We start from the raw sequence: 19,827 nt of genomic DNA, 5'->3' as shown, positions 1-19,827 counted from the left end.
CGTAATGGTAACTATTGACAACAATTATTTGGAATATTGCCGATATGTCTTCATTTGACTTGGATTCAATTTTGGGAAGAGTCGCCTCTATAGCTGGGGTGACGAAAGATTCGGAGCTAGCAGAAGTCTTAGGAGTTACACGTCAGACTCTTTCGAAGTGGAAGCAGAGAGAAACAATTCCATATGAAAAAGTTATAGAGTTTGCAATTTCTAGTGACATATCACTTGATAACTTACTCTTGGGAAAAGAGGCTCATAATAAGCGTTCACGAGTAGATGTAAGGCTGATGGCATGGATATACAGTCGATTCAGTGCCAATCCTAAACACGATAGCCTCATCTTTTTATTCGAAGATAACCCCCCTGCTCACGCTGCTGAAATATACAATCTGGTAATAGAAAGTGGGATAGACAAAGATATACCAGAGCACTATTTAACCGAAAACTTCAAGAAGATCCTTGATGGTGTCATAGCTCTCTACAAGCAACAGCTGGATCAAGAGCTAGAAAAAGAAGTAACGGCTCTTGAGGAGCTAAACAGACGCATAAATGAATCGAACACCAAACAACAATCATCAAACACTGCTAACCAATCTTTTCATGGCTCCGTTGGGCAAGTTGCAGGCCGTGACATTAACAACAAAGAAAATAAGTAGGAAGTAGCCAGCTACACCAAAGCGCTGAGATAGCATAAGTGACGACATCGGCGCTATTTTTCGACGGAAGCAGAAAATAAAAAGACGTAATAACAAACACTTATAGGATTTCAGGCTCTGAAAACTGCCGACAGTCAGCGGTTTTAGTCAGGAAGGTAACAGAAAGGACTCAGCAGTATGAGCCAGCAGCAGACGTTTAACGAGACAGTAGAGCAGGTAGCAGGGCGTGATATTAATAACTATCAGGTCAGAAGTGAGTGGCAGAGGTACAGCTATGAAGAGCTGATACAGATGTACAACCAGGCTGGTAGCGACATGAAGCAGTCAGCAAACCGGCAACAGTTCAACAGGCCAAAACTGATGTCTATGGCTTATGGTGTAGTAATGTTGCTGATAGGTGGGTATGTCATTCTCAACCTTGACGCGTTTAACACGATTTCAACACCTCTGTTTATAATGGCTCCTTCGGTTCCGATGATCTTCTTGGGGAAAGCTTCAGCTGACATTCACCTGGCAGAAAAGGCTAAGATTGAGCAGCTAGACCAGTTTCGAAAACGGCTTCACCAGGAGATCACGATTCGTGAAGCTCACTTCAAATTGCAGATGACTAACCAGCAGGCGAGAGAGTGAAAAATAGCTAAACGACAGCCCGTGTTTACCGTCCCATATAATGAAACACGGGTTCCACTTCAAATTCAGCTATAACCTAAGGTAACCGCGTATAACCGGCCTTTATCGTGAAAGTGAGTGAGTTATATCTTGGTTCTGTACACGGAATGCTTTTCTCACCGGTGATAATTTTACGAATATTGTAGCTTTCAATATTGTAGGTGTGGCAGGCCTGAAGCACGATATCAATCACACCGTCTACCTGATACTCCTCCACCATTTCCTGTAGCAATTGCTCACGGCCTTTATTGGGAGTCATTACTGAGCAGGGTATATCCAGATACTTTCTGGTGATAGCCTCTATTGGATCAATATCTTCCTGTACTTCCTGGTGAAGTTCCTTGTAGCCCTGGCAGTTTTCCAAAGCAACAACGACGGCACCAGCATCCTCAATGGCGTGAATAACTTTGCTGGCGACGCCTCCAATTGGGCAGCCGGTAATGAGTATTCGGGGGGCATTCGCTGAGAATTCGGTTTCGCCTGCCTGATATTTTGCAGTAAGGCTATCAATCATGTCCTGAACATTTTGCCGCATGGCTTCACGGTCAAAGGTATAATCGGCACCGTTCAGCACATTAAACAGATCCATACCAGAAATAACAGAAGGCTTGAGTTTGCCCAGTTGATGAAAGGCCTTCAGCAATCGACGGTCTTTATTGCAGCTTTTAATGGCCTGATTAAGTTTTTCTCTGGTGATCGTCACCTCAAACTTATCTTCCAGCTTTCCTATCAGCCTGTGCATTTCATCTTGCCACAAGGTCACAGCATGTTCTTTTTCCTGAGTTTGTGGCAGCTGCATAACATGGGTATCTTTGATTTCACCCAGCAGTTCATACATTTTCTTTTTGCCGTCACAGGTCGTTTCACCCACGATCATATCGGCAAAGTACATGTACGGGCATTTGTCGGTCAGGGCAAAACCATAACTGGCCTTGATCAGGGGACAGAGGTTTCTTGGCAGGTGCTTTTCGGCATCTGGAATCGTTTCCTCGCTGACCGAGCAAAGAGATACAGGGTGAGCTCCCGCTGCATAGATCAGCTCTTTAGGCGTAAAAGTACAGAAGGTACCCACCACTTTTTCGCCACGGTCTTTAAACGCCTTGACCGAAAGAAAGCCGTTACGACGAGCTTCTGCAAACTCTTCGAACTGGTCAGGCAGGGTAGGGATTAATGTAGAACTCATGATATTCAACCCATTGTTTAACAAATGCGTTCCTGTGCCAGCATCGCGGCACCAATAGCGCCGGCATAGCGCCCCAGAGAGCTGGAAATGACTGTTGCCTGCAGGCTGTTTTCAAGGCTGCGAAGAATATATTGATTGCTACTCAAGCCACCGGTCAGCAGATAGTGATGATCCCTTCCATGCTTGATGCAAAGGGACTTAACCTTGTTGATCACTGAATCAACAATGCCGTAGGCAATATTCTCTTTTTTTTCACCACGACCTATCAGGCTGGTGACTTCCGATTCGGCAAACACCGTACACATTGAGGTGATGTTGATTCCAGAGCCAGAGGCAGCCAGCTCAGTCAGGTTGTCAATGCTAACGCCCAGGGTATTGGCCATTACTTCTATAAATTTGCCAGTTCCTGCGGAGCATTTATCATTCATGGTGAAATTGACAACCCGACCATTTTCCATGGAAATGACTTTGGTATCCTGACCGCCTATATCCACAACCGTACAGTTCTGGTCAGTAAAGAAGGTAGCCCCCCTGCCGTGACAGGTTATTTCCGTGATGGTTTTATGGGCATAGGGAACAGCCACCCGACCATAGCCAGTGGCGATAATTTTAGAGTTGTTTTCATTGATACCACTGCTGGCCAGTTTGCTGAGTATGGCACTGGCAGTTTCTGCGCTGCTCCAGCCGGTGGGTATTACAAAATGATCAGTCAGTGTTTGCCCGGCCATAACTGCCACCTTGGCAGCAGTAGAGCCAATATCGATGCCGATGGCATGCATAACGAGTTTTCCGGTTTAATGAAGCGCAACACAAACCATTGAATGGATAGGCAAGAATCAGATGTTACGAGCTCAACCCGGTGCAGACAGCCAGTCTTTAAAAGGTCGAAGGTGTCGTGTAAACGCACCGGATACATTAATCCGGAGCGAAATGTTCAACGATACGAGGGATGCCTTAACTGGGAACATCAATGGTCGCGATAATGAAAACTTTAACAACCACTGGAAGGACTTACCTTAACTTACATCAAAAAAATTTCACATATTAATATTCGACAGTCTCCCCCACCAAAATCAAGCGGGAGAGAATGTCAGATCAGGGAAGTAGCAGAGGAAAAGAACAACTTTACGACATATCAATATTGCGAATATGACGCCGACAACTGACCGCAGCGCCTGCAATACCCAATACAATACCGCTGAGTAACAGTGTCAGCAGGATACTACTGCCCGGCCCACTGGGAGCAAATGAACTGCCATACAGACCAGCCAGCTCAAGCACATTGGACATCAGACCCAGCAACACCCCCCAGGCAATCAGGTAGGCCAGCAGGGCTCCGCCCAGTCCATACCACACACCGGCATAAAGAAATGGCAGCATAACAAACCCGTCAGTTCCCCCCACCAGTTTGATAACCTTGATCTCATCCCGGCGGCTTTCAATGCCCAGCCGTACTGTGTTACCTATCGCCAGAACAACGGTGATTCCCAGCAGTAATGACAATAACAGGGCAAACTGATCCAGCAGGTCGACGATGGATTGCAACCGTTGAACCCACTCCCTGTCGAGTTTGGACTCCAGAACGCCGGAAACGTTCTGATAACGTTCTGCCAGTGCATCCATTTCTTCATAGGTCAGGCCGGGAACCGGCAACACTTCAATCACGCCCGGCAAAGGATTAAAGCCCAGCGCGTTAACAACCCCCTGCATATCAGTTTTCTGCTGAAACTGCTGCAGACCTTGATCAGGCGAGATATAGGCAATAGAGTCAACATCCGGATCATTGGCGACTTCTGCCCGAATGTTGGCGATCTGGGAGCGGTTCAGTCCTGCGTCCAGATAAACCGAAATGCGGGGGTTACCTTCCCAGCCATTGCCGAGAACCTGCAGGTTAGCCACCAGCAGATACATGAGTGCAGGTAGGGCAAAAGCCACACCAATCATCAGACAGTTCAGCAGCGTAGACACCGGTGCCTGTATCAACCGATGGAACGACTCAACGGCATTCTGCCGGTGCAGTGCCTTGAGGTAGGTAAAGCTGAACCTGCCGGATTCATGTTTTGCCGCCCCCCGCTCTGCATCAGCTTCCTGTCTTATATCAGGGGCTTTGCCTGGCTTGCGGGTCTTATCATCCTTGTTAAGGTGGCTGCCGGACGTTTTACGGCGGCCCTTTCCGGAAAACACGCCTTTATTTCTGGGAAGTGCCTTTTTAGGAAACACGTTCAGGCTACCTCCTGATCATTCACCAGCTGTCCCTGGTCCAGGGTCAGCACCCTGTGCCGCATACGGGCGACCAGCGCCAGGTCATGGCTGGCAATCAGCACTGTGACACCAATCTGGTTAAAACTCTCAAACAGCTTCATCACTTCTGCAGACAGGTTCGGGTCAAGGTTACCCGTTGGTTCATCTGCCAGAATCACCGGAGGACGGTTAACCACAGCACGGGCCAGACCAACCCGCTGCTGCTGTCCGCCGGAAAGGGAAGATGGCAGCATTTTTTCCTTGTTGAGCAGGCCGACCATATCCAGCGCGGCACGCACACGCCCGGCAGCTTCCACACGGGAAACACCGGCAATGGTCAGCGGCAGGGCAACGTTGTCGAAAACCGTACGGTCAAACAGCAACTGATGATCCTGAAACACCAGCCCGATATTCCGTCGGAAATACGGAACCTGACCATGATTGAGGTCTTTAACATTATGTCCACCCACCAGCACCTGACCACTGCTCGCCCGTTCCATGCGCATGATCAGTTTGAGCAGGGTGCTTTTACCGGCTCCGGAGTGTCCTGTCAGAAAAGCAATTTCACCCCGGCGCAGGTGGAAGCTGACATTCTCCAGCCCCATATGCCCTCCGGGGTAACGCTTGCAGACGTTGTCAAAGCGTATCATTCAGCATCCTGCTCTGGTTAGGTGTCAGACCTTCTGTCAAACAAGGCTTCAACAAACTCTCTGGCGTCAAACGGTCGCAGATCATCAATCTGCTCACCCACACCCAGAAAACGAATAGGCAACTGCAACTGTTTAGACAGCGCAAAAATGACGCCACCTTTTGCCGTACCATCCAGTTTGGTCAGTGCCAGACCTGTCAGCTCAACCGCTTCGTTGAAGATTTTTGCCTGACTCAAAGCATTCTGCCCGGTGCCGGCATCCAGCACCAGCAGGGTTTCATGAGGTGCGCTGTCGTCCAGCTTACCAAGAACCCGCTTCACCTTTTTCAGTTCTTCCATCAGGTTGTCTTTGGTATGCAGACGACCTGCGGTATCAGCGATCAGAACATCAATACCACGGGCTTTAGCGGCTTCGAAAGCATCGTAAATAACCGAAGCACTGTCGGCACCGGTATGCTGTGCAACCACCGGGATGCTGTTACGTTCGCCCCACACCTGCAGCTGCTCAACCGCCGCAGCGCGGAAGGTATCACCCGCTGCCAGCATGACACTCTTGCCTTCAGCCTGAAGCTTGCGTGCCACTTTACCAATGGTGGTGGTTTTACCCACACCATTGACACCCACCACGAGAATAACGAACGGTGCTTTTTGCTTCTCAATAACCAGAGGTTTATCAGCCGGAACCAGAATACCCTGCAATTCCTGCTTCAGAGCCCCCATCAGGGCATCTGCATCGCTCAGCTCTTTACGGCTGACACGCTGGGTCAGGTGTTTGATGATCTCCGTGGTGGCTTCCACACCAACGTCTGACACCAGCAACTGGGTTTCCAGCTCTTCCAGCAGGTCATCGTCGATCTCTTTTTTACCGATGAAGATATCAGCCACACCCTCGACCAGAGCCGTTCGGGTTTTGCTGAGTCCTTTCTTCATGCGGGCAAAGAAGCCGAGTTTTTCTGCCTTTGGCTCAGGCTGCACAGCTGCGACAACCGCTTCCTGAACAGGCTCTGGCTCTGGCTCTGGCTCTGGCTCTGGCTCTGGCTCTGGCTCTGGCTCTGGCTCTGGCTCTGGCTCTGGCTCTGGCTCTGGCTCTGGCTCTGGCTCTGGCTCTGGCTCTGGCTCTGGCTCTGCAGGAGTTTCCTGAACCGGCTCTACCTCTTCAACAATCGTTTCTGCTTCCTGAGGTGCTTCTTCTTGTTCTGGCTCAGTAATGACCGCTGCAAGCGGTTCAGCCACTTCTGGCTGTTCCGTAACAGGCTCAGTTGTTACTTCAGGCTCAGTCCGGGCAGCCGGCTCTACACGGCTTTCTTCTGTAACAGGCTCAACAACCGATTCAACAGCCGGCTCAATAACGGGCTGCTCTGCTGCTGTTTCAACATTATCCTGGGTATTGTCCACGGTTTCCGGGGCTTGGGTTTTCTCCTCCCTTCTTCCCCAGGGCCAAAAACGTCGCTTGGCCTTTTTCTCATCATTTTTGCGAGAACCGAACATAGACTACTTCATCAAATAGTTGGGATAGGCCACTGCCAAAAAACAGTGGGTATAAATCAAATGCGTATCCTATCTTAAATCGCGTTTGCAAGAAACGGACTTTCCTTACCTGCTCAGGGTCTCCCCCTGGTTATCTCCTTTGGGCAGTGATTTTGTTACAATCGCCGCCCTTTGAATTGTTTAGAGATTGTACCGATGGCTCGAAAAGCATCCGGTAAACCTTCCGCCAGAGGCGGGAGTGGTCAGATTCGCATCATTGCTGGTGACTGGCGTGGCAGAAAACTGCCTGTTGCTGACCTTCCGGGATTACGTCCAACATCAGACCGGGTGCGCGAAACCGTTTTTAACTGGCTGGCACCTTACATTCCCGGTGCCCGCGTTCTGGACTGTTTCAGCGGCACTGGCGCCCTGTCTCTGGAAGCGTTGTCCCGCGGTGCAAAAGAAGCCGTTATGCTGGAAATGGCAACACCTGCGGTCAAAACCCTGAAGAGCAACCTCTCCTTACTGAAAGCCGATAATGGTCAGGTGATGGGAACCAATACCCTGCAGTTTCTGAGCAAGCCCTGCCCCGAGCCATTTGATGTTATCTTTCTCGATCCACCCTTTCGCCAGGGAATGCTGGAAGAAACCTGCCGCTTACTTCAGGACAATGGCTACCTGCACGAACAGACCATTCTTTATATTGAAGTCGAGAAAGAACTGAACCCTCTGCCGATTCCTCAAGACTGGCAGCTGTTGAAGTCAAAACAGGCGGGTCAGGTCAGTTTTAACCTTTTGTCCGTTTAAAGTTAAAAAAGTTAACTGACCTCCGGCATAGCCGGAGGCTTATCAGATTACGCCCTCTAAGGGCTTTTATTGCGCCCAAGGGCGCTTACCAGTCAAGATCATACTGATCTCTATTTCCATCATTCTTTTCTTGATCTCGGATATATGCCCGAACCACTTCTTCATCAAGTCCTACTGTTGAGACAAAGTAACCTCTTGCCCAAAAATGCTCTCCGTTAAAGTTACGCTGCTTGCCTTTGAAATTTTTCGCAATCTCTATTGCACACTTTCCTTTCAGATATCCAACGACATGAGATACCGGATATTTGGGTGGAATACTGATGCACATGTGAACATGATCAGACATCAAATGCCCTTCGAGAATTTTGCAGCCTTTCCTTCTGGCAAGCTCATGAAATATTTCTCCGAGAAACTTTCTCAAATTCCCATAGATTACCTTTCGTCTTCTCTTTGGGATAAAGACAATATGGTACTTACAATCCCAACGCGTATGAGCCAAACTCTTGTAGTCTCTCATTGGTTTTACCTTCAATTTTCTTGGTCGGAAACTGAAGGTTAGCTACTGTCGCTACGGTTAAACCTATGAGAGTCTCCCCGGCATAGCCGGGGGTTTATCAGTGTTAATTATCCACAAGATAGATTTGATATCTATTCTTACGTACCAGCTAAGGCTCTGGCAAAATATTGCACAGGTATAAATGGTGCGAACAAAATATAAAAATATCTATTTGGCTGCTTTTGTATCGGTACTACTGACTGTCTCGCTATACACTTTTGCTGCACCCTCCTTTGGTAAGGAAGCAGGTCTGGTTCAGGTTGAGAAAAGCAGTGCTGGATACTTTATACGTGTAGGCAAGGACATCACTTACCGCAGGTATCTTTATCATTTGACAAGTAAAGAGGGGGTTTACACCTTGCTCAGTGGTCTGACTCAAATGCTCCTCACAGGCTACGTAGACTATCAAGTGGCTCGTGGGGTCAGCAATTTAGCCCCGAGCCCCTTTCTGAAACATGCAGGCTTTCTGTTAACCCTGTCTGCCCTGCCGCTGATGATTCGAAGCTCTGCCAGCTGGTACATGAGCAAGCGTCTGGTAACTGAACAAGTCATAATAGACAGCCCTCATATTCAGAACCGGTTTTATCTTGAATTATCCTACAATCCTTCTGGTACAGGGGAAGTGCTTAAGGTGCTTCCGATTCCTGCCAGCATTGCCCGGCCAGAACCCGGTCAAAATAACCAACAACCATCCCCTACCCTTGACCTGTGGGGTAGTTTTTATAAAACCCTCCTGAAAAAGAACTATGTGTCCGTAGAACTTTCATGGTTTAAGCATGACCAAAAGACCGGTATTTTAGTGAACTTCACAAACGGAGCTGGTTATAAACAGAGCCGTATCATCAATGTTGATCAGTTTAAATGGGAGCGACTACCGGCCAGTATTGAATCCCTACTCCATAACGAGTGGGAACCTGACAGTCATTCACAACATCTTTCAGTTAATCGTCCAGTCCTCAGTCTGCTTAAAGAAGATGTTATCCAGAAGGTCATGGAGCTGATGCTTTTTGAAGATGAAGAAAGCGTACTGATCCCCTCCGACTCGTTATTAACGTTTATCTCTCCATCAGAATCCGGATCACCCTATGAAATAAACCTCTGTCGGGAAGATCAGGTTCATTGTGACACCTTCCTGCAATTGCTCTGGCACCCCTTGCCTTACCCCCACTACAAACCGGCACTTATATTCGCGGACTCAGTACACATAAGGCAGTATGGAGGCGTGTTTCACTCCGCTCTCGCACAGTCAGGGGATATCAATCTGGCAGAACAGCTGACTCAATTGTTAGAAAAAATAGTCTTTTCCTCGGTTATGGAGCTTATCTGGCTACAACAGGAAAACGCCGAACTGAGTTTATTTGAATCCAGCAGCGCGCTGGTTGCTGATGACCTGGTAAATTATTCCATTGTTGAGTGGAGAGGTATTCTCAGGGTTTTGAAAAGTAAACCCCATGAAGTCAATATGGGTAAGGTTTGTACATGGTTGACAAACAATGGTTTTGACTGGTCTGAGTTTTTTAAGCCAAAAGTTGTGTCAACAAACAGGGGGCAGAGCGTTCGCCCAATTTCTGCATCCTTGCGGCCCATTCTGACCAATTTGCCTCCCCGGGTACAACGGAATGTGCTGGACATTGAGCTGAATAAGTCTCCTGAACATTTTTTTGCCGCATTTGAAAAGCTTACTCATCAAGATAAAATGAATTTTCTGCGAGCTTCTAAAGGAGACGAAACAACGATTACTAAAATCATTTCCCGCATGGATCATAACCAGGTTAACACTTTTACAGATTTGCTGGTCGATACGCTTGAATTTGGAAAATACCACTCTGCCACCCTGACCGCTTTACTCTCAGCGCTTCCCGAATACGCAAAAAACAAACTGATTCGTTCTCTTATTGATGTGTTCGATGGAGGGGAGGATCTACTTTTCAGCTACATAGTAAAGAATAAAAAAACCAAAGTTTTTCAGCATCTGGCTAATTACCCGGGAAATGTTATTCAAGACAAGCTCGCAAAAAGCATTGTCGCATATATAGAAGAAGGGGGTGATATATGGCAGAACCTGTTCAGTCTCCTGCCTGCACAGGAAAACTTCATAATAAACTTAGTGTCATATATAAGTATGGGCTGTGAACCATCATCCAGGTCGTACAAATTTCTGAGAACATTAAGCACCGTGCTTCTGGCGCCTTCGAAATATAATGACAACCTTCTGACCTTCCTCATAAGAGAGCAGGCAAAAAACGGCTTCATACTTGCTGCCAGTCAGCTGGTGACAGCTCCTGATATGTTGTACAGGGCTATGGAAGAAGCTTTAGAAGTAAGCGACCCGGGATTGTATAACGGGCTTGCCATGGTGAGTAGCGAACTATATCTTCAGCATATTTTGAATAATTACTCTGACAATAAGGCAAAAGCTCTGGAATGGCTTAAACATTTGACTGTTGACACACAAAAAGAACTGATAACCATAAGGCTAGATGCTGGTTCGGCTGGTGTTGATTTTCTGCTGAACAACACAAAACCTGAAGCAGTAGCCCAAAGTGTTTTTCAGTATTTGCAAAAACCAGAAAAAAAGAACGACAACTGGAAACGCATGCAGATCGAGCATGGAGTGTTGACTCTTAAATTAGTGATCAACCATCAGTGCAAAGCGTGTATGCCACCTCTTCTGCAATGGCTATCAGCAAACCCCAGGGACAGATTGATTGAGAAGCAGGCAGACTTTGAGTTGTCTGAAGATCAGGCCAGATGGCTTACAGATGCTACAGCAGCAATGATCAACTCTAAAGAGATCAAGCCATCGCATGTCACTGGACTCTTGTTGATGGGTATTACAAAAATGCCGTTTAGCTGTATAAAAACGCTTATCAAGCCACTGCCGGTAGCGGATTCCACTTCTCTTATGATTAACCTGGGAGAGCAGACCAGACAATATCCAGAGCATTTCGGCGCAGTTCTTGACGGTTTATCTGAAGTACAGACCGGGCACTACCTTGCCACACTGACAAATTCGGAGGAACTTTGGGAGAGTAGCGCGCACAATGCTTATATAGCGACTAAGAAACTGGCTACGAGCCTTCATTATGTTGTCCAGTTTAAACCGAATGAAGCGCATTACGAAACCATTAAAAGCTGGTCCCGTTCTATTTTGAACACTGGAAATATGGTTGAGAAAAAAGACCTGCAGGATGATCTGACCTGTAGCATTTGTCAGGATGTCTTTGAAAAACCTGTGGTATCACCATGTGGACATACAAGTTGTCGTAATTGTATTAATGACTGGATGAATAACCATCGCAGTTGCCCGGATTGCAGAGTCGATATTCCCGGAGAATGGACCTTTCCCCCCAATCAGGTTGTAGAAACGCTGATCAATAATAGAAAGCTTCAGAGCGAACAGGACCCATAGAAAATAACCGGCTATTCTATTGCACTGAGTTTACGGCCGGTTATTCAACGGTTCATATCACAGAAAAACTGTTTCTCAACCCGATACCCGGCTTCAGCTTCGTACAGGTCTTTCTTAACAAACCGGATGGTGCCTCCAGGCTGACATTGTGCCAGCCTATTCAGGCTTCCTGCTGTCACACAGCCCATTTTGGGATACCCTCCCATGGTCTGTCGGTCCCGCATCAGAATAACGGGCTGACCATCGGCCGGAATCTGAATGGCTCCCGGGGCAATGCCTTCCGAAACGAGGTTTTGCCTCTGGCAATAAATAGCTTCTCCTGAAAGGCGGTAGCCCATTCGATCTGTCTGGGGGGTTACACAGTAGACCGAGTTAAAAAAGCGCTGCCGTTCCTGCGTGTCAAACCACTCGTACTGATAGCCGGGTATGACTTCGAGGGTGATATCCTGACAATATTCAGGAATAAACTCATCAGGCACCTGTTTTGTTATCATGGGTTTGGTAGCCGGGTATTGGAGGCAATCACCCGCTAATAATTTTTTGCCATCACGGTGCAAGCCACCCAGCTGGTCACGTACGACAGTGGCACAGCTTCCCAGTATTTCAGGAATATCCAGACCGCCCCTGACCGCAAGATAAGCCCTTACCCCCGAGCGCGCCCCTTTAAACGACAGCTGATCTCCAGTATGGATTAAATAGCTTTGCCACGGTTGAATCGCCACACCATTAAGCTCCGCAGACATACTGGCACCCGTAATAGCTATGGTGGTGGGTAACTGGAATTCACAATGGAATAATCCAAGATTTATTTCAATCTGAGGATCATTAAGCGGGTTGTCGAGCAAACGGTTTGCCCAGGAGAAAGCGTGTTCATCCATAGGACCTCCGGGGCTGACACCAATATTCTGATAGCCGAAACGTCCCAGATCCTGAATCAGGCTCAGTGGCCCCGGCTCGATAATACGCAGTGTCACAACCCCTCCTGAAATCGCTGCTTTTCTGGAGAACGCCCTTCTGGAAAACGCCCTTCTGGAAAAATAGCACCTCCCATGTCCAGAAAAGCGGCCTTGCTGACCGGGGTAAATTTCACCTTTGCCCCCACCTCAAATAAAGACAGATTTTTACGCTGATAATCAATGGGGCTGACCGGAGAACGACCAATGATCTGCCAGCCCCCCGGAGACTCTCTGGGATAAATCGCAGTTTGTCGTTCGGCAAGTGCAACACTGCATGTCGGAACCCTCAACCGGGGTGTTTTTTTTCTGGGAACGGCAATACGCTGATCGGTATTGCCAAGGTAGGCAAAGCCGGGAGCAAAGCCAATGGCATACACCCGGTAAAGTGTTGAGGCATGAATATTGATCACTTCCTCAAAACTCAGCCCCGTGTGATCCGTGATGACTTTTGCATCCAGAGCCACTTCAGGGCCGTAATAAACAGGCAGTTCGATCAGTGGAAGTTCAGCCTCTTCAGCCTGACGGCTGCGACAATGATCAAGAACGTACTGAAGCCGCTGCACAAAGGATTGATGCCCAATGGTCATCAGATCAAAGCTGATAAAAACTGACGTATAAGATGGCACAACATCAATGATGCAGGCACTCATCTCCTGCTGAATAATCGACAGAGACCGTGCAATTTCATCAGCTATTTCCGGGGTAGGTTTTGCATTGTGAGTGCCAGCAAAATAAATGATGACACTGTTTTCATTAACCGGGCATATTTTCATGGGCGGGCGACCCTGTCATGTAACAACTTTGCTGTTGGCAGGGCAAGGGGACTATCACCGTGAATACACAACGTATCAGCATGAACCGGGATAATCTGGCCGGTTGCGGTCGTCAAAGAGCCCTGCTCAATCAGTTGCAGTGCCTGCTTCTCAACCTTCTCAATCGAGGCGTGCATAGCATCTGGCTCCGAGCGGGGCTTTAGCCGGCCATTATCATCGTAGGCACGATCAACAAACGCTTCAAACCATAATTCGACACCGTATGAAGCCGCTAAATCCTGATAGTTTGCAAAATCAGGCACCGCCATCACCACCAGAGGTAGTCTGGCATTATAGTTCTTTATGCCTTTGAGCAGCGCAGTAAATACACTGTCGTCTTTCATCATGACGTTATACAAAGCACCGTGAGGTTTTACATAGTCCAGTGTCGTATTTTCACTCTGACAAATGGCCTGCAAAGCGCCCACCTGATAAATAAACAATGCCGTAAGATCACTGGATTTCATGGGAATATAACGACGCCCAAATCCCTGAAGGTCTGCATAGCCAGGGTGAGCGCCAATACTAACCTTATACTGCTTCGCCATTTTCACGGTTTTTGTCATGACTGACGGATCAGATGCGTGCATACCGCAGGCAATGTTTGCCATATCCAGATAAGGCATTATGTCTTCGTCGCATCCCAGGCTCCAGATACCAAAGCTTTCTCCCATATCGCAGTTGATTTTCATACGCTCATTCCTGATTTGAAAGTGGTCGTAATCATTAAAACCGCCCCGGCTGTGTCATGGTAATCCCTCATACGACATTTCAACAGCGTAAATAGTGGACACACCCCGTTTGTCTAAGTAACCTTCACGACGCTGATCCTGATCAAAAAAAGCATCGTCGGTAAAATTGTAAGATGCCGGACGACAGCGATTTTGAACTTAATACTATTTATAAAACCTAAGGAGCGGTTTCATGAAACAACCTGTACGCATTGCGGTGACTGGCGCAGCCGGTAACATCAGCTACTCTCTGCTGTTCAAGATTGCCGCTGGTGAAATGCTGGGGGCTGACCAGCCAGTTATTCTGCAACTGGTTGAAATTCCACAGGCAATGGACAAGCTGCGCGGCGTAGCCATGGAGCTGGAAGACTGCTCATTCCCACTCATTCACGGCATCACCCTGCACGACAACCCATTCGACGGTTTTAAAGGCGTTCACTACGCTATGCTGGTAGGCGCCCGTCCTCGCTCCAAGGGCATGGAACGCGCTGACCTGCTGGAAGCTAATGCGGCTATTTTCTCCGAACAGGGCAAGGCTCTGAACGAAGTGGCTAACCGCGATGTTAAAGCACTGGTCATCGGTAACCCGGCTAACACCAACTGCCTGATTCTGTCCCGTAACGCGCCTGACCTGAACCCATCCCAGTTCTGTGCCATGACCCGTCTGGACCACAACCGTTCCCAGGGCATTCTGGGCAACAAGCTGGGCGTGAACCCTTCAGACATCGACGGTGTTGTTGTCTGGGGTAACCACTCCCCAACCATGTACCCGGATCTGCACAATGCAACCGTTCTGGGTGGTGAGTCTGTTATCGATCAGGTCGACGAAGACTGGTACAAAACTGAGTTCACACCCCGTATCCAGAAGCGTGGTGCTGAAATCATCGAATGGCGCGGTCTGTCTTCAGCGGCTTCCGCTGCTCAGGCAGGTCTGGACCACATGCGCGACTGGGCTCTGGGCAGTGAAGGCAAAATTGTCAGCATGGGCATCATCTCCGATGGCAGCTATGGCGTCGCCAAGGGCATCTACTACTCCTTCCCATGTATCTGCGAATTCGGCAGCTACCAGATTATTAAAGACCTGGAAGTCAACGAATACGGTCAGGCCATGATGAAGAAGACTGAGCAGGAACTGCTGGAAGAAAAAGCCGCTGTAGACCACCTGCTGCCCGCTGAAACCGCTGAATCCCGCGAGAACCTGAAGACCTCTACCGACGGTCAGACTCAGTTTGACAATGGTATTGACGCGGCTTCCGCTTACTACAAAGCTGACCGCATCTGCTGATTAGCTTTTCGTGTCAGCTCCAGCCAGGAGCTGACACGCCCTCCCTTCTACAAATCATATCTTAGTACCGGAACTTTCCTGCTAATCAGCTATCAAAATAGAACCGAACGATCTTTTTTGACAGCATTGAGGATTAATAAACAGCTATGGACAGCATAAACAGAGCATCACAACCTATTTATCATAGCGAGGCTTCAACCAGCGCCGCTTATTCTGAGTCTGTATCAACGCCCAGGCTTATACCGCACAAGGCCATTAAGCGAAATCTCTCGTCACCCATCATCTGTGACGATCAGGAAGAAAAGCCTGTCAAGAAACGAAAAGTTCAATTAGCTGAAGAGCCGAATACATCTGAAAAAAAAAGGCAAGAAGCTAATGCTAAACATCCCCTGGAGAGTGGAATTCTTAGAACTAATAAAAGGGATGCAGTAAAATATGTTGAACAATGGCTAAATACAAAAGGCGTTAATACAGATAGCCTAAAGCAAGAAGACAAAACAGCAGACAAAACAGCAGACAAACTGGCTCAGTATGAAAAAAAACTACTTGATTCTAAAGATAATGAAATAGTCAATTCATGCCAGGATTCACTTGATGAATTAGCTAAAGTCCTTGTTGATTTCAACTTAGAGAACAAGCTAAAGAAAGAACAAAAGCAGCGAAAACTGAAAATAAATATAGAAAATATCAATCAATTAATACAAAAAACAACAAAACTAAAAAAACATATTACTGTAGATGAAAAAATTTATGTTCAGTTAATTACCTTAAGAAACAAGATATCTAAACAGATTTATCATGACAATGATAAGGAAAGAAACAAACATTATGCCAACGCCTTATATAATAAGGCTAAATTATTAATGAGCGAATCCTTACCAGAAAAAGAATTCAGTGAACTAAATGAAAATATGGATTTGCTTGGAATAGTTGCAGGCACTACTCCAAAGCCAATAAGAAAAAAATTGAAGCACTCAAATAAATGGAGTAAAGAAAAGCAAGAAAAAACACAAAAAGCCTTCTCCAGACTAGAAAAAATATTACAAGAAAAATACAAAATTAGACTTAATACCCGCTCTGAAATAAATCTGATTTATCTCGCCGAAAAAAGCATTGAACAACTCAAACAGCACAGAGAATTAGTCGCAAAAACATACATATATAAAGACTTAGAAAAATTTGCTAACAGAAGTAGCAGGTCTGAAGAAATAGAGGGATCCAATAAAGGGTACGCTCAAAAATTTAGAGATAAGAAAAACAATAGCCTAATGGATTTACAGGAACTTTTAGGTATATCCTTAATGAATAAAAATGGTAATCCCGACATAGAAAAAACGATACTGGCTGCGTGTGAATTTTTTGAAGAGTTTGAGCCTGATAGTCACTTGCCTACATCGACACTTGACGCTGCCGAAGAAGAGCTCTCTGCAGATTCAATCCCGGCATCAACATCACCTCGCTCTGAGCCATTGATTTTTGAATCAAAAGAATCAACTTATAGTTTAAAAAACACACACGACCTCCGGAAAGAACTTGCCTATACAGAATTGAGCGAAACTTTAAAGCACTGGCCTGCCCTTTCAACACTCCCCAGAGATGAAAAAGAACTGATCTGCGCGGCGGAATACTGTATTAATTCCATATATTGGAAAGAGCCAATAACTGATGAGGCATACCTGAAATTCCGCTCATCTGAACTGGCTAGCGAGAGTCACAATGACACGCCTGAAGAGTCGATCAATGCACAACTGGACTCATTGAAAACAAAATTAATAGATGCATCGCTACACACCGAGGAACTGAGCAAAAAGCAAGGCATTGAAATTATCAAAGCTGCAAGCGAATACCTTAACTCTAATGAATGGCATGAAAGCGACTACTGATAGTCTTCAAAAAGTCATTGAGCTTTAAATTCAATCTCTGGCACACTGACCCTCTACCACCGGAGGGCAGCAGGTTATGAGTGAGATCGTTCTGGAAAATAATAAGCAAACCACCAGCGCAACTGAAATACCAGCTATTGATATAAAAAACACACTGGCAGGACAGTTGCGCAAACAGCAGAAAGCCTTCCTTCAAAACCCTTGCCCTGACGCCTCTGAGCGGCGCAAATGGCTACAGCAACTCAAGCAGGCCTTACTCAATCATCAGGAAGACCTTATTCAGGCAATTGATACCGACTTTGGTGGACGTTCCCGCAATGAAACATTGCTGGCGGAATTTATGTCCTCCCTGAGTGATATTGCTTACGCCAGCAAACGCCTGAAAAAATGGATGAAGCCCAGCCGTCGGCGCGTACCACTGCACCTGCAGCCAGCTTCAGCCAGGGTCATTTATCAGCCGGTGGGGGTTGTAGGCATTATTGTTCCCTGGAACTACCCGCTGTTTCTGGCTATGGGGCCATTAGTTGCCGCACTGGCAGCCGGAAATCGCTGCATGCTGAAATTGTCTGAGTTCACTCCGGAAACCTCAAAACTGATGGCTGATATTATTGCCAGAACCTTTCCGGACGGTCTTGTTACTGTGATCAACGGTGAGGCAGATGTTGCCGCTGCTTTTTCCAGACTGCCTTTTGACCATCTGTTGTTTACCGGCTCAACATCGGTTGGCAAGCATGTGATGCGTGCCGCTGCCGACAACCTTACACCTGTGACTCTGGAGCTGGGTGGTAAATCGCCGGTGATCATAGACAATGACTTTCCATTGCAGGAAGCAGCCGAACGCATCTGCTATGGTAAGTCCCTGAATGCCGGTCAAACCTGTGTGGCACCAGATTACATTCTTATCAACAAGTCACGGCAGCAGGCGTTCATCGACGCCTATTTTAAGACGTTCCGGTCAATGTACCCAACCGTCAGCGGTAATAGTGACTATTCAGCCATTATTAATAATCGCCAGCATCAACGACTTTTGTCGTTAATTCAGGATGCCAGAGACAAAGGCGCTACTGTTGTAACTCTGGATGATGAAACCATCACTGACGGTTCTCGTCGTATTCCTCCGCACCTGATTCTGAATGCCACAGACGACATGAAGGTAATGCAACAGGAAATCTTTGGTCCGTTGCTGCCGGTCATTGCGATTGATAACCTTGAAGAAGGGATCGACTTTGTTCGGACGCGCCCCCGCCCTCTGGCACTGTATTATTTCGGATCCAGTAAACAGCGCCAGAATCAGGTACAGCAACAGACCCACTCTGGTGGTGTCTGCATTAACGAAACACTGATGCACGTTGCCATCGACGATATGCCATTTGGCGGCATCGGGCCTTCAGGCATGGGTCACTACCACGGGCAGGAGGGATTCCTGACCTTCAGCAAAGCGAAATCAGTTCTGTCCAAGGGGCGCTTAAATTCAGTAAAACTGATCTTCCCCCCCCATAACAGCAAGTTTAAGCAGGCTATTCTGAAGTTTCTTGCAACACGATGATTGACATTAAACTTCCTGCGCAGCCCATCAACCGCTTGAGTTGATGGCTGTCTACTTACTCCGATTGCGGTTGATAAATTTGAGCCTGAAGGCTGATTTCGTTACGATTGCGCCCTGATTTGCCAACACAACCTCCGTTTAGGAGGATATAGCAGGAAAAGCACTTTCGATGAGCAAAGTTATCTATCCTGGCACTTTTGACCCGATCACTAAAGGCCATATGGATCTGGTCGAGCGCGCCGCTCGCATCTTCGACGAAGTTGTTATTGCGGTGGCTGCCAGCCCCACAAAAAAACCTTTATTCGACCTGAACGAGCGGGTTCGATTAGCTGAGGAAAGCATTGCTCACCTTGATAATGTCAAGGTCACTGGCTTTAGTTCTCTGTTGGCAAAATTTCTGGAAGAGCAGCAGGCAACCGTGATTCTGCGTGGTTTGCGTGCTGTTTCTGACTTTGAGTATGAATTTCAGATGGCGAACATGAACCGTGTTCTGGCGCCATCTGTAGACAGCCTGTTTCTGACGCCTGCGGAGCAGTATTCGTATATATCCTCAACCCTGGTGCGTGAAATCGCGTCTCTGGGTGGAGATATAACGAATTTTGTAGACCCTTGCGTTGGCAAGGCTCTGGCTGAAAAATTTGGTCAGAAAGACTGAATTGATCAGAACAGGCTTTTCGGAGAAGACCCCATGGCTTTAGTCATTGTTGACGATTGCATCAACTGCGACGTCTGCGAACCTGAGTGTCCTAACAGCGCCATCTCCCCGGGAGATGAAATCTATGAAATTGACCCGACTCTGTGTACAGAGTGCGTGGGTCATTACGATGAGCCTCAGTGTCAGAATGTCTGCCCTGTCGACTGCATTGAGCTGAACCCTGAACACCAGGAATCCAAAGAGGAGTTGATGGAAAAGTACACCATCATCACCAGCGCTGCGTAATATCTGCGGCTTAATGCAGTTCAATACAAAAGAG

The 19,827-nt window shown here is 47.3% G+C and carries 18 protein-coding genes; 9 read left to right on the top strand and 9 right to left on the bottom strand.

Going from position 1 to position 19,827, the window contains the following annotated elements; genetic code table 11:
• The first annotated feature begins 14 nt into the window (after positions 1 to 14).
• Together NX722_RS25245 and NX722_RS25240 are read left to right on the top strand one after the other, a co-directional pair.
• Entirely contained in the window at positions 15 to 656 is a 642-nt protein-coding gene (locus NX722_RS25245) for a helix-turn-helix domain containing protein (protein ID WP_262565611.1), read from the top strand.
• Positions 657 to 833: 177 nt separating this feature from the next.
• Positions 834 to 1,286, top strand: coding sequence for a hypothetical protein (locus NX722_RS25240; protein WP_262565610.1), 453 nt, complete (start codon positions 834 to 836; stop codon positions 1,284 to 1,286).
• Positions 1,287 to 1,362: 76 nt separating this feature from the next.
• Here NX722_RS25240 and NX722_RS25235 read toward each other — a convergent pair whose 3' ends face one another.
• The 5 genes from NX722_RS25235 to ftsY all read right to left on the bottom strand — a co-directional run bounded on the left by NX722_RS25235 (position 1,363) and on the right by ftsY (position 6,886).
• Entirely contained in the window at positions 1,363 to 2,508 is a 1,146-nt protein-coding gene (locus NX722_RS25235) for a double-cubane-cluster-containing anaerobic reductase (protein WP_262565609.1), read from the bottom strand.
• Between the two features lie 17 nt (positions 2,509 to 2,525).
• Complete coding sequence (locus NX722_RS25230; RefSeq protein WP_262565608.1) at positions 2,526 to 3,287, bottom strand: acyl-CoA dehydratase activase; 762 nt, start codon at positions 3,285 to 3,287, stop codon at positions 2,526 to 2,528.
• 346 nt (positions 3,288 to 3,633) lie between these two features.
• On the bottom strand, positions 3,634 to 4,728 hold the full coding sequence (gene ftsX, locus NX722_RS25225) for a permease-like cell division protein FtsX (protein ID WP_262565607.1): 1,095 nt from the start codon (positions 4,726 to 4,728) through the stop codon (positions 3,634 to 3,636).
• A gap of 2 nt (positions 4,729 to 4,730) precedes the next feature.
• The gene (gene ftsE, locus NX722_RS25220) at positions 4,731 to 5,399 is read right to left on the bottom strand and encodes a cell division ATP-binding protein FtsE (RefSeq protein ID WP_262565606.1); all 669 of its coding nucleotides are present in this window, start codon (positions 5,397 to 5,399) and stop codon (positions 4,731 to 4,733) included.
• A gap of 17 nt (positions 5,400 to 5,416) precedes the next feature.
• A complete protein-coding gene (gene ftsY, locus NX722_RS25215; protein WP_262565605.1) occupies positions 5,417 to 6,886 on the bottom strand; it encodes a signal recognition particle-docking protein FtsY in 1,470 nt (489 codons plus the stop codon).
• Between the two features lie 195 nt (positions 6,887 to 7,081).
• On the opposite strand from ftsY, the gene rsmD reads away from it, so the two are divergent.
• Positions 7,082 to 7,672, top strand: coding sequence for a 16S rRNA (guanine(966)-N(2))-methyltransferase RsmD (gene rsmD, locus NX722_RS25210; RefSeq protein ID WP_262565604.1), 591 nt, complete (start codon positions 7,082 to 7,084; stop codon positions 7,670 to 7,672).
• A gap of 85 nt (positions 7,673 to 7,757) precedes the next feature.
• Here rsmD and tnpA read toward each other — a convergent pair whose 3' ends face one another.
• Positions 7,758 to 8,189 (bottom strand): IS200/IS605 family transposase, encoded by a 432-nt coding sequence (gene tnpA, locus NX722_RS25205; protein ID WP_262563698.1) that lies wholly within the window; start codon positions 8,187 to 8,189, stop codon positions 7,758 to 7,760.
• 181 nt (positions 8,190 to 8,370) lie between these two features.
• Here tnpA and NX722_RS25200 point away from each other — a divergent pair, with 181 nt between their 5' ends.
• Positions 8,371 to 11,640: an RING finger domain-containing protein gene (locus NX722_RS25200; protein WP_262565603.1), complete on the top strand. Its 3,270-nt coding sequence runs from the start codon at positions 8,371 to 8,373 to the stop codon at positions 11,638 to 11,640.
• A 44-nt stretch (positions 11,641 to 11,684) separates the two neighbouring features.
• Here NX722_RS25200 and NX722_RS25195 read toward each other — a convergent pair whose 3' ends face one another.
• From NX722_RS25195 to NX722_RS25185, 3 genes are read right to left on the bottom strand one after another with little or no spacing between them, the layout of a single operon-like run.
• Positions 11,685 to 12,614, bottom strand: a complete 930-nt coding sequence (locus NX722_RS25195; protein ID WP_262565602.1) for a 5-oxoprolinase subunit C family protein — start codon at positions 12,612 to 12,614, stop codon at positions 11,685 to 11,687.
• A complete protein-coding gene (locus NX722_RS25190; protein ID WP_262565601.1) occupies positions 12,611 to 13,369 on the bottom strand; it encodes a 5-oxoprolinase subunit B family protein in 759 nt (252 codons plus the stop codon). The genes NX722_RS25195 and NX722_RS25190 overlap by 4 nt, the downstream gene beginning before the upstream one ends.
• On the bottom strand, positions 13,366 to 14,100 hold the full coding sequence (locus tag NX722_RS25185; RefSeq protein ID WP_262565600.1) for a 5-oxoprolinase subunit PxpA: 735 nt from the start codon (positions 14,098 to 14,100) through the stop codon (positions 13,366 to 13,368). Before NX722_RS25185 ends, NX722_RS25190 begins: the two co-directional genes overlap by 4 nt.
• Positions 14,101 to 14,332: 232 nt before the next feature.
• Here NX722_RS25185 and NX722_RS25180 point away from each other — a divergent pair, with 232 nt between their 5' ends.
• The 5 genes from NX722_RS25180 to NX722_RS25160 all read left to right on the top strand — a co-directional run bounded on the left by NX722_RS25180 (position 14,333) and on the right by NX722_RS25160 (position 19,793).
• Entirely contained in the window at positions 14,333 to 15,424 is a 1,092-nt protein-coding gene (locus NX722_RS25180) for a malate dehydrogenase (protein WP_262565599.1), read from the top strand.
• A 146-nt stretch (positions 15,425 to 15,570) separates the two neighbouring features.
• Entirely contained in the window at positions 15,571 to 17,307 is a 1,737-nt protein-coding gene (locus tag NX722_RS25175) for a hypothetical protein (RefSeq protein WP_262565598.1), read from the top strand.
• Positions 17,308 to 17,383: 76 nt separating this feature from the next.
• Positions 17,384 to 18,853, top strand: a complete 1,470-nt coding sequence (locus NX722_RS25170; RefSeq protein WP_262565597.1) for a coniferyl aldehyde dehydrogenase — start codon at positions 17,384 to 17,386, stop codon at positions 18,851 to 18,853.
• Positions 18,854 to 19,022: 169 nt separating this feature from the next.
• The gene (coaD, locus tag NX722_RS25165; protein WP_262565596.1) at positions 19,023 to 19,508 is read left to right on the top strand and encodes a pantetheine-phosphate adenylyltransferase; all 486 of its coding nucleotides are present in this window, start codon (positions 19,023 to 19,025) and stop codon (positions 19,506 to 19,508) included.
• Between the two features lie 33 nt (positions 19,509 to 19,541).
• Positions 19,542 to 19,793 carry a YfhL family 4Fe-4S dicluster ferredoxin gene (locus NX722_RS25160; protein ID WP_262565595.1) on the top strand — a complete coding sequence of 84 codons (252 nt, stop codon included), beginning with the start codon at positions 19,542 to 19,544 and terminating at the stop codon, positions 19,791 to 19,793.
• Positions 19,794 to 19,827 lie beyond the last annotated feature (34 nt).

This window comes from Endozoicomonas gorgoniicola (assembly GCF_025562715.2).
Lineage (GTDB): Bacteria > Pseudomonadota > Gammaproteobacteria > Pseudomonadales > Endozoicomonadaceae > Endozoicomonas_A > Endozoicomonas_A gorgoniicola.
This window is presented reverse-complemented; position numbering and strand designations above follow the sequence as displayed.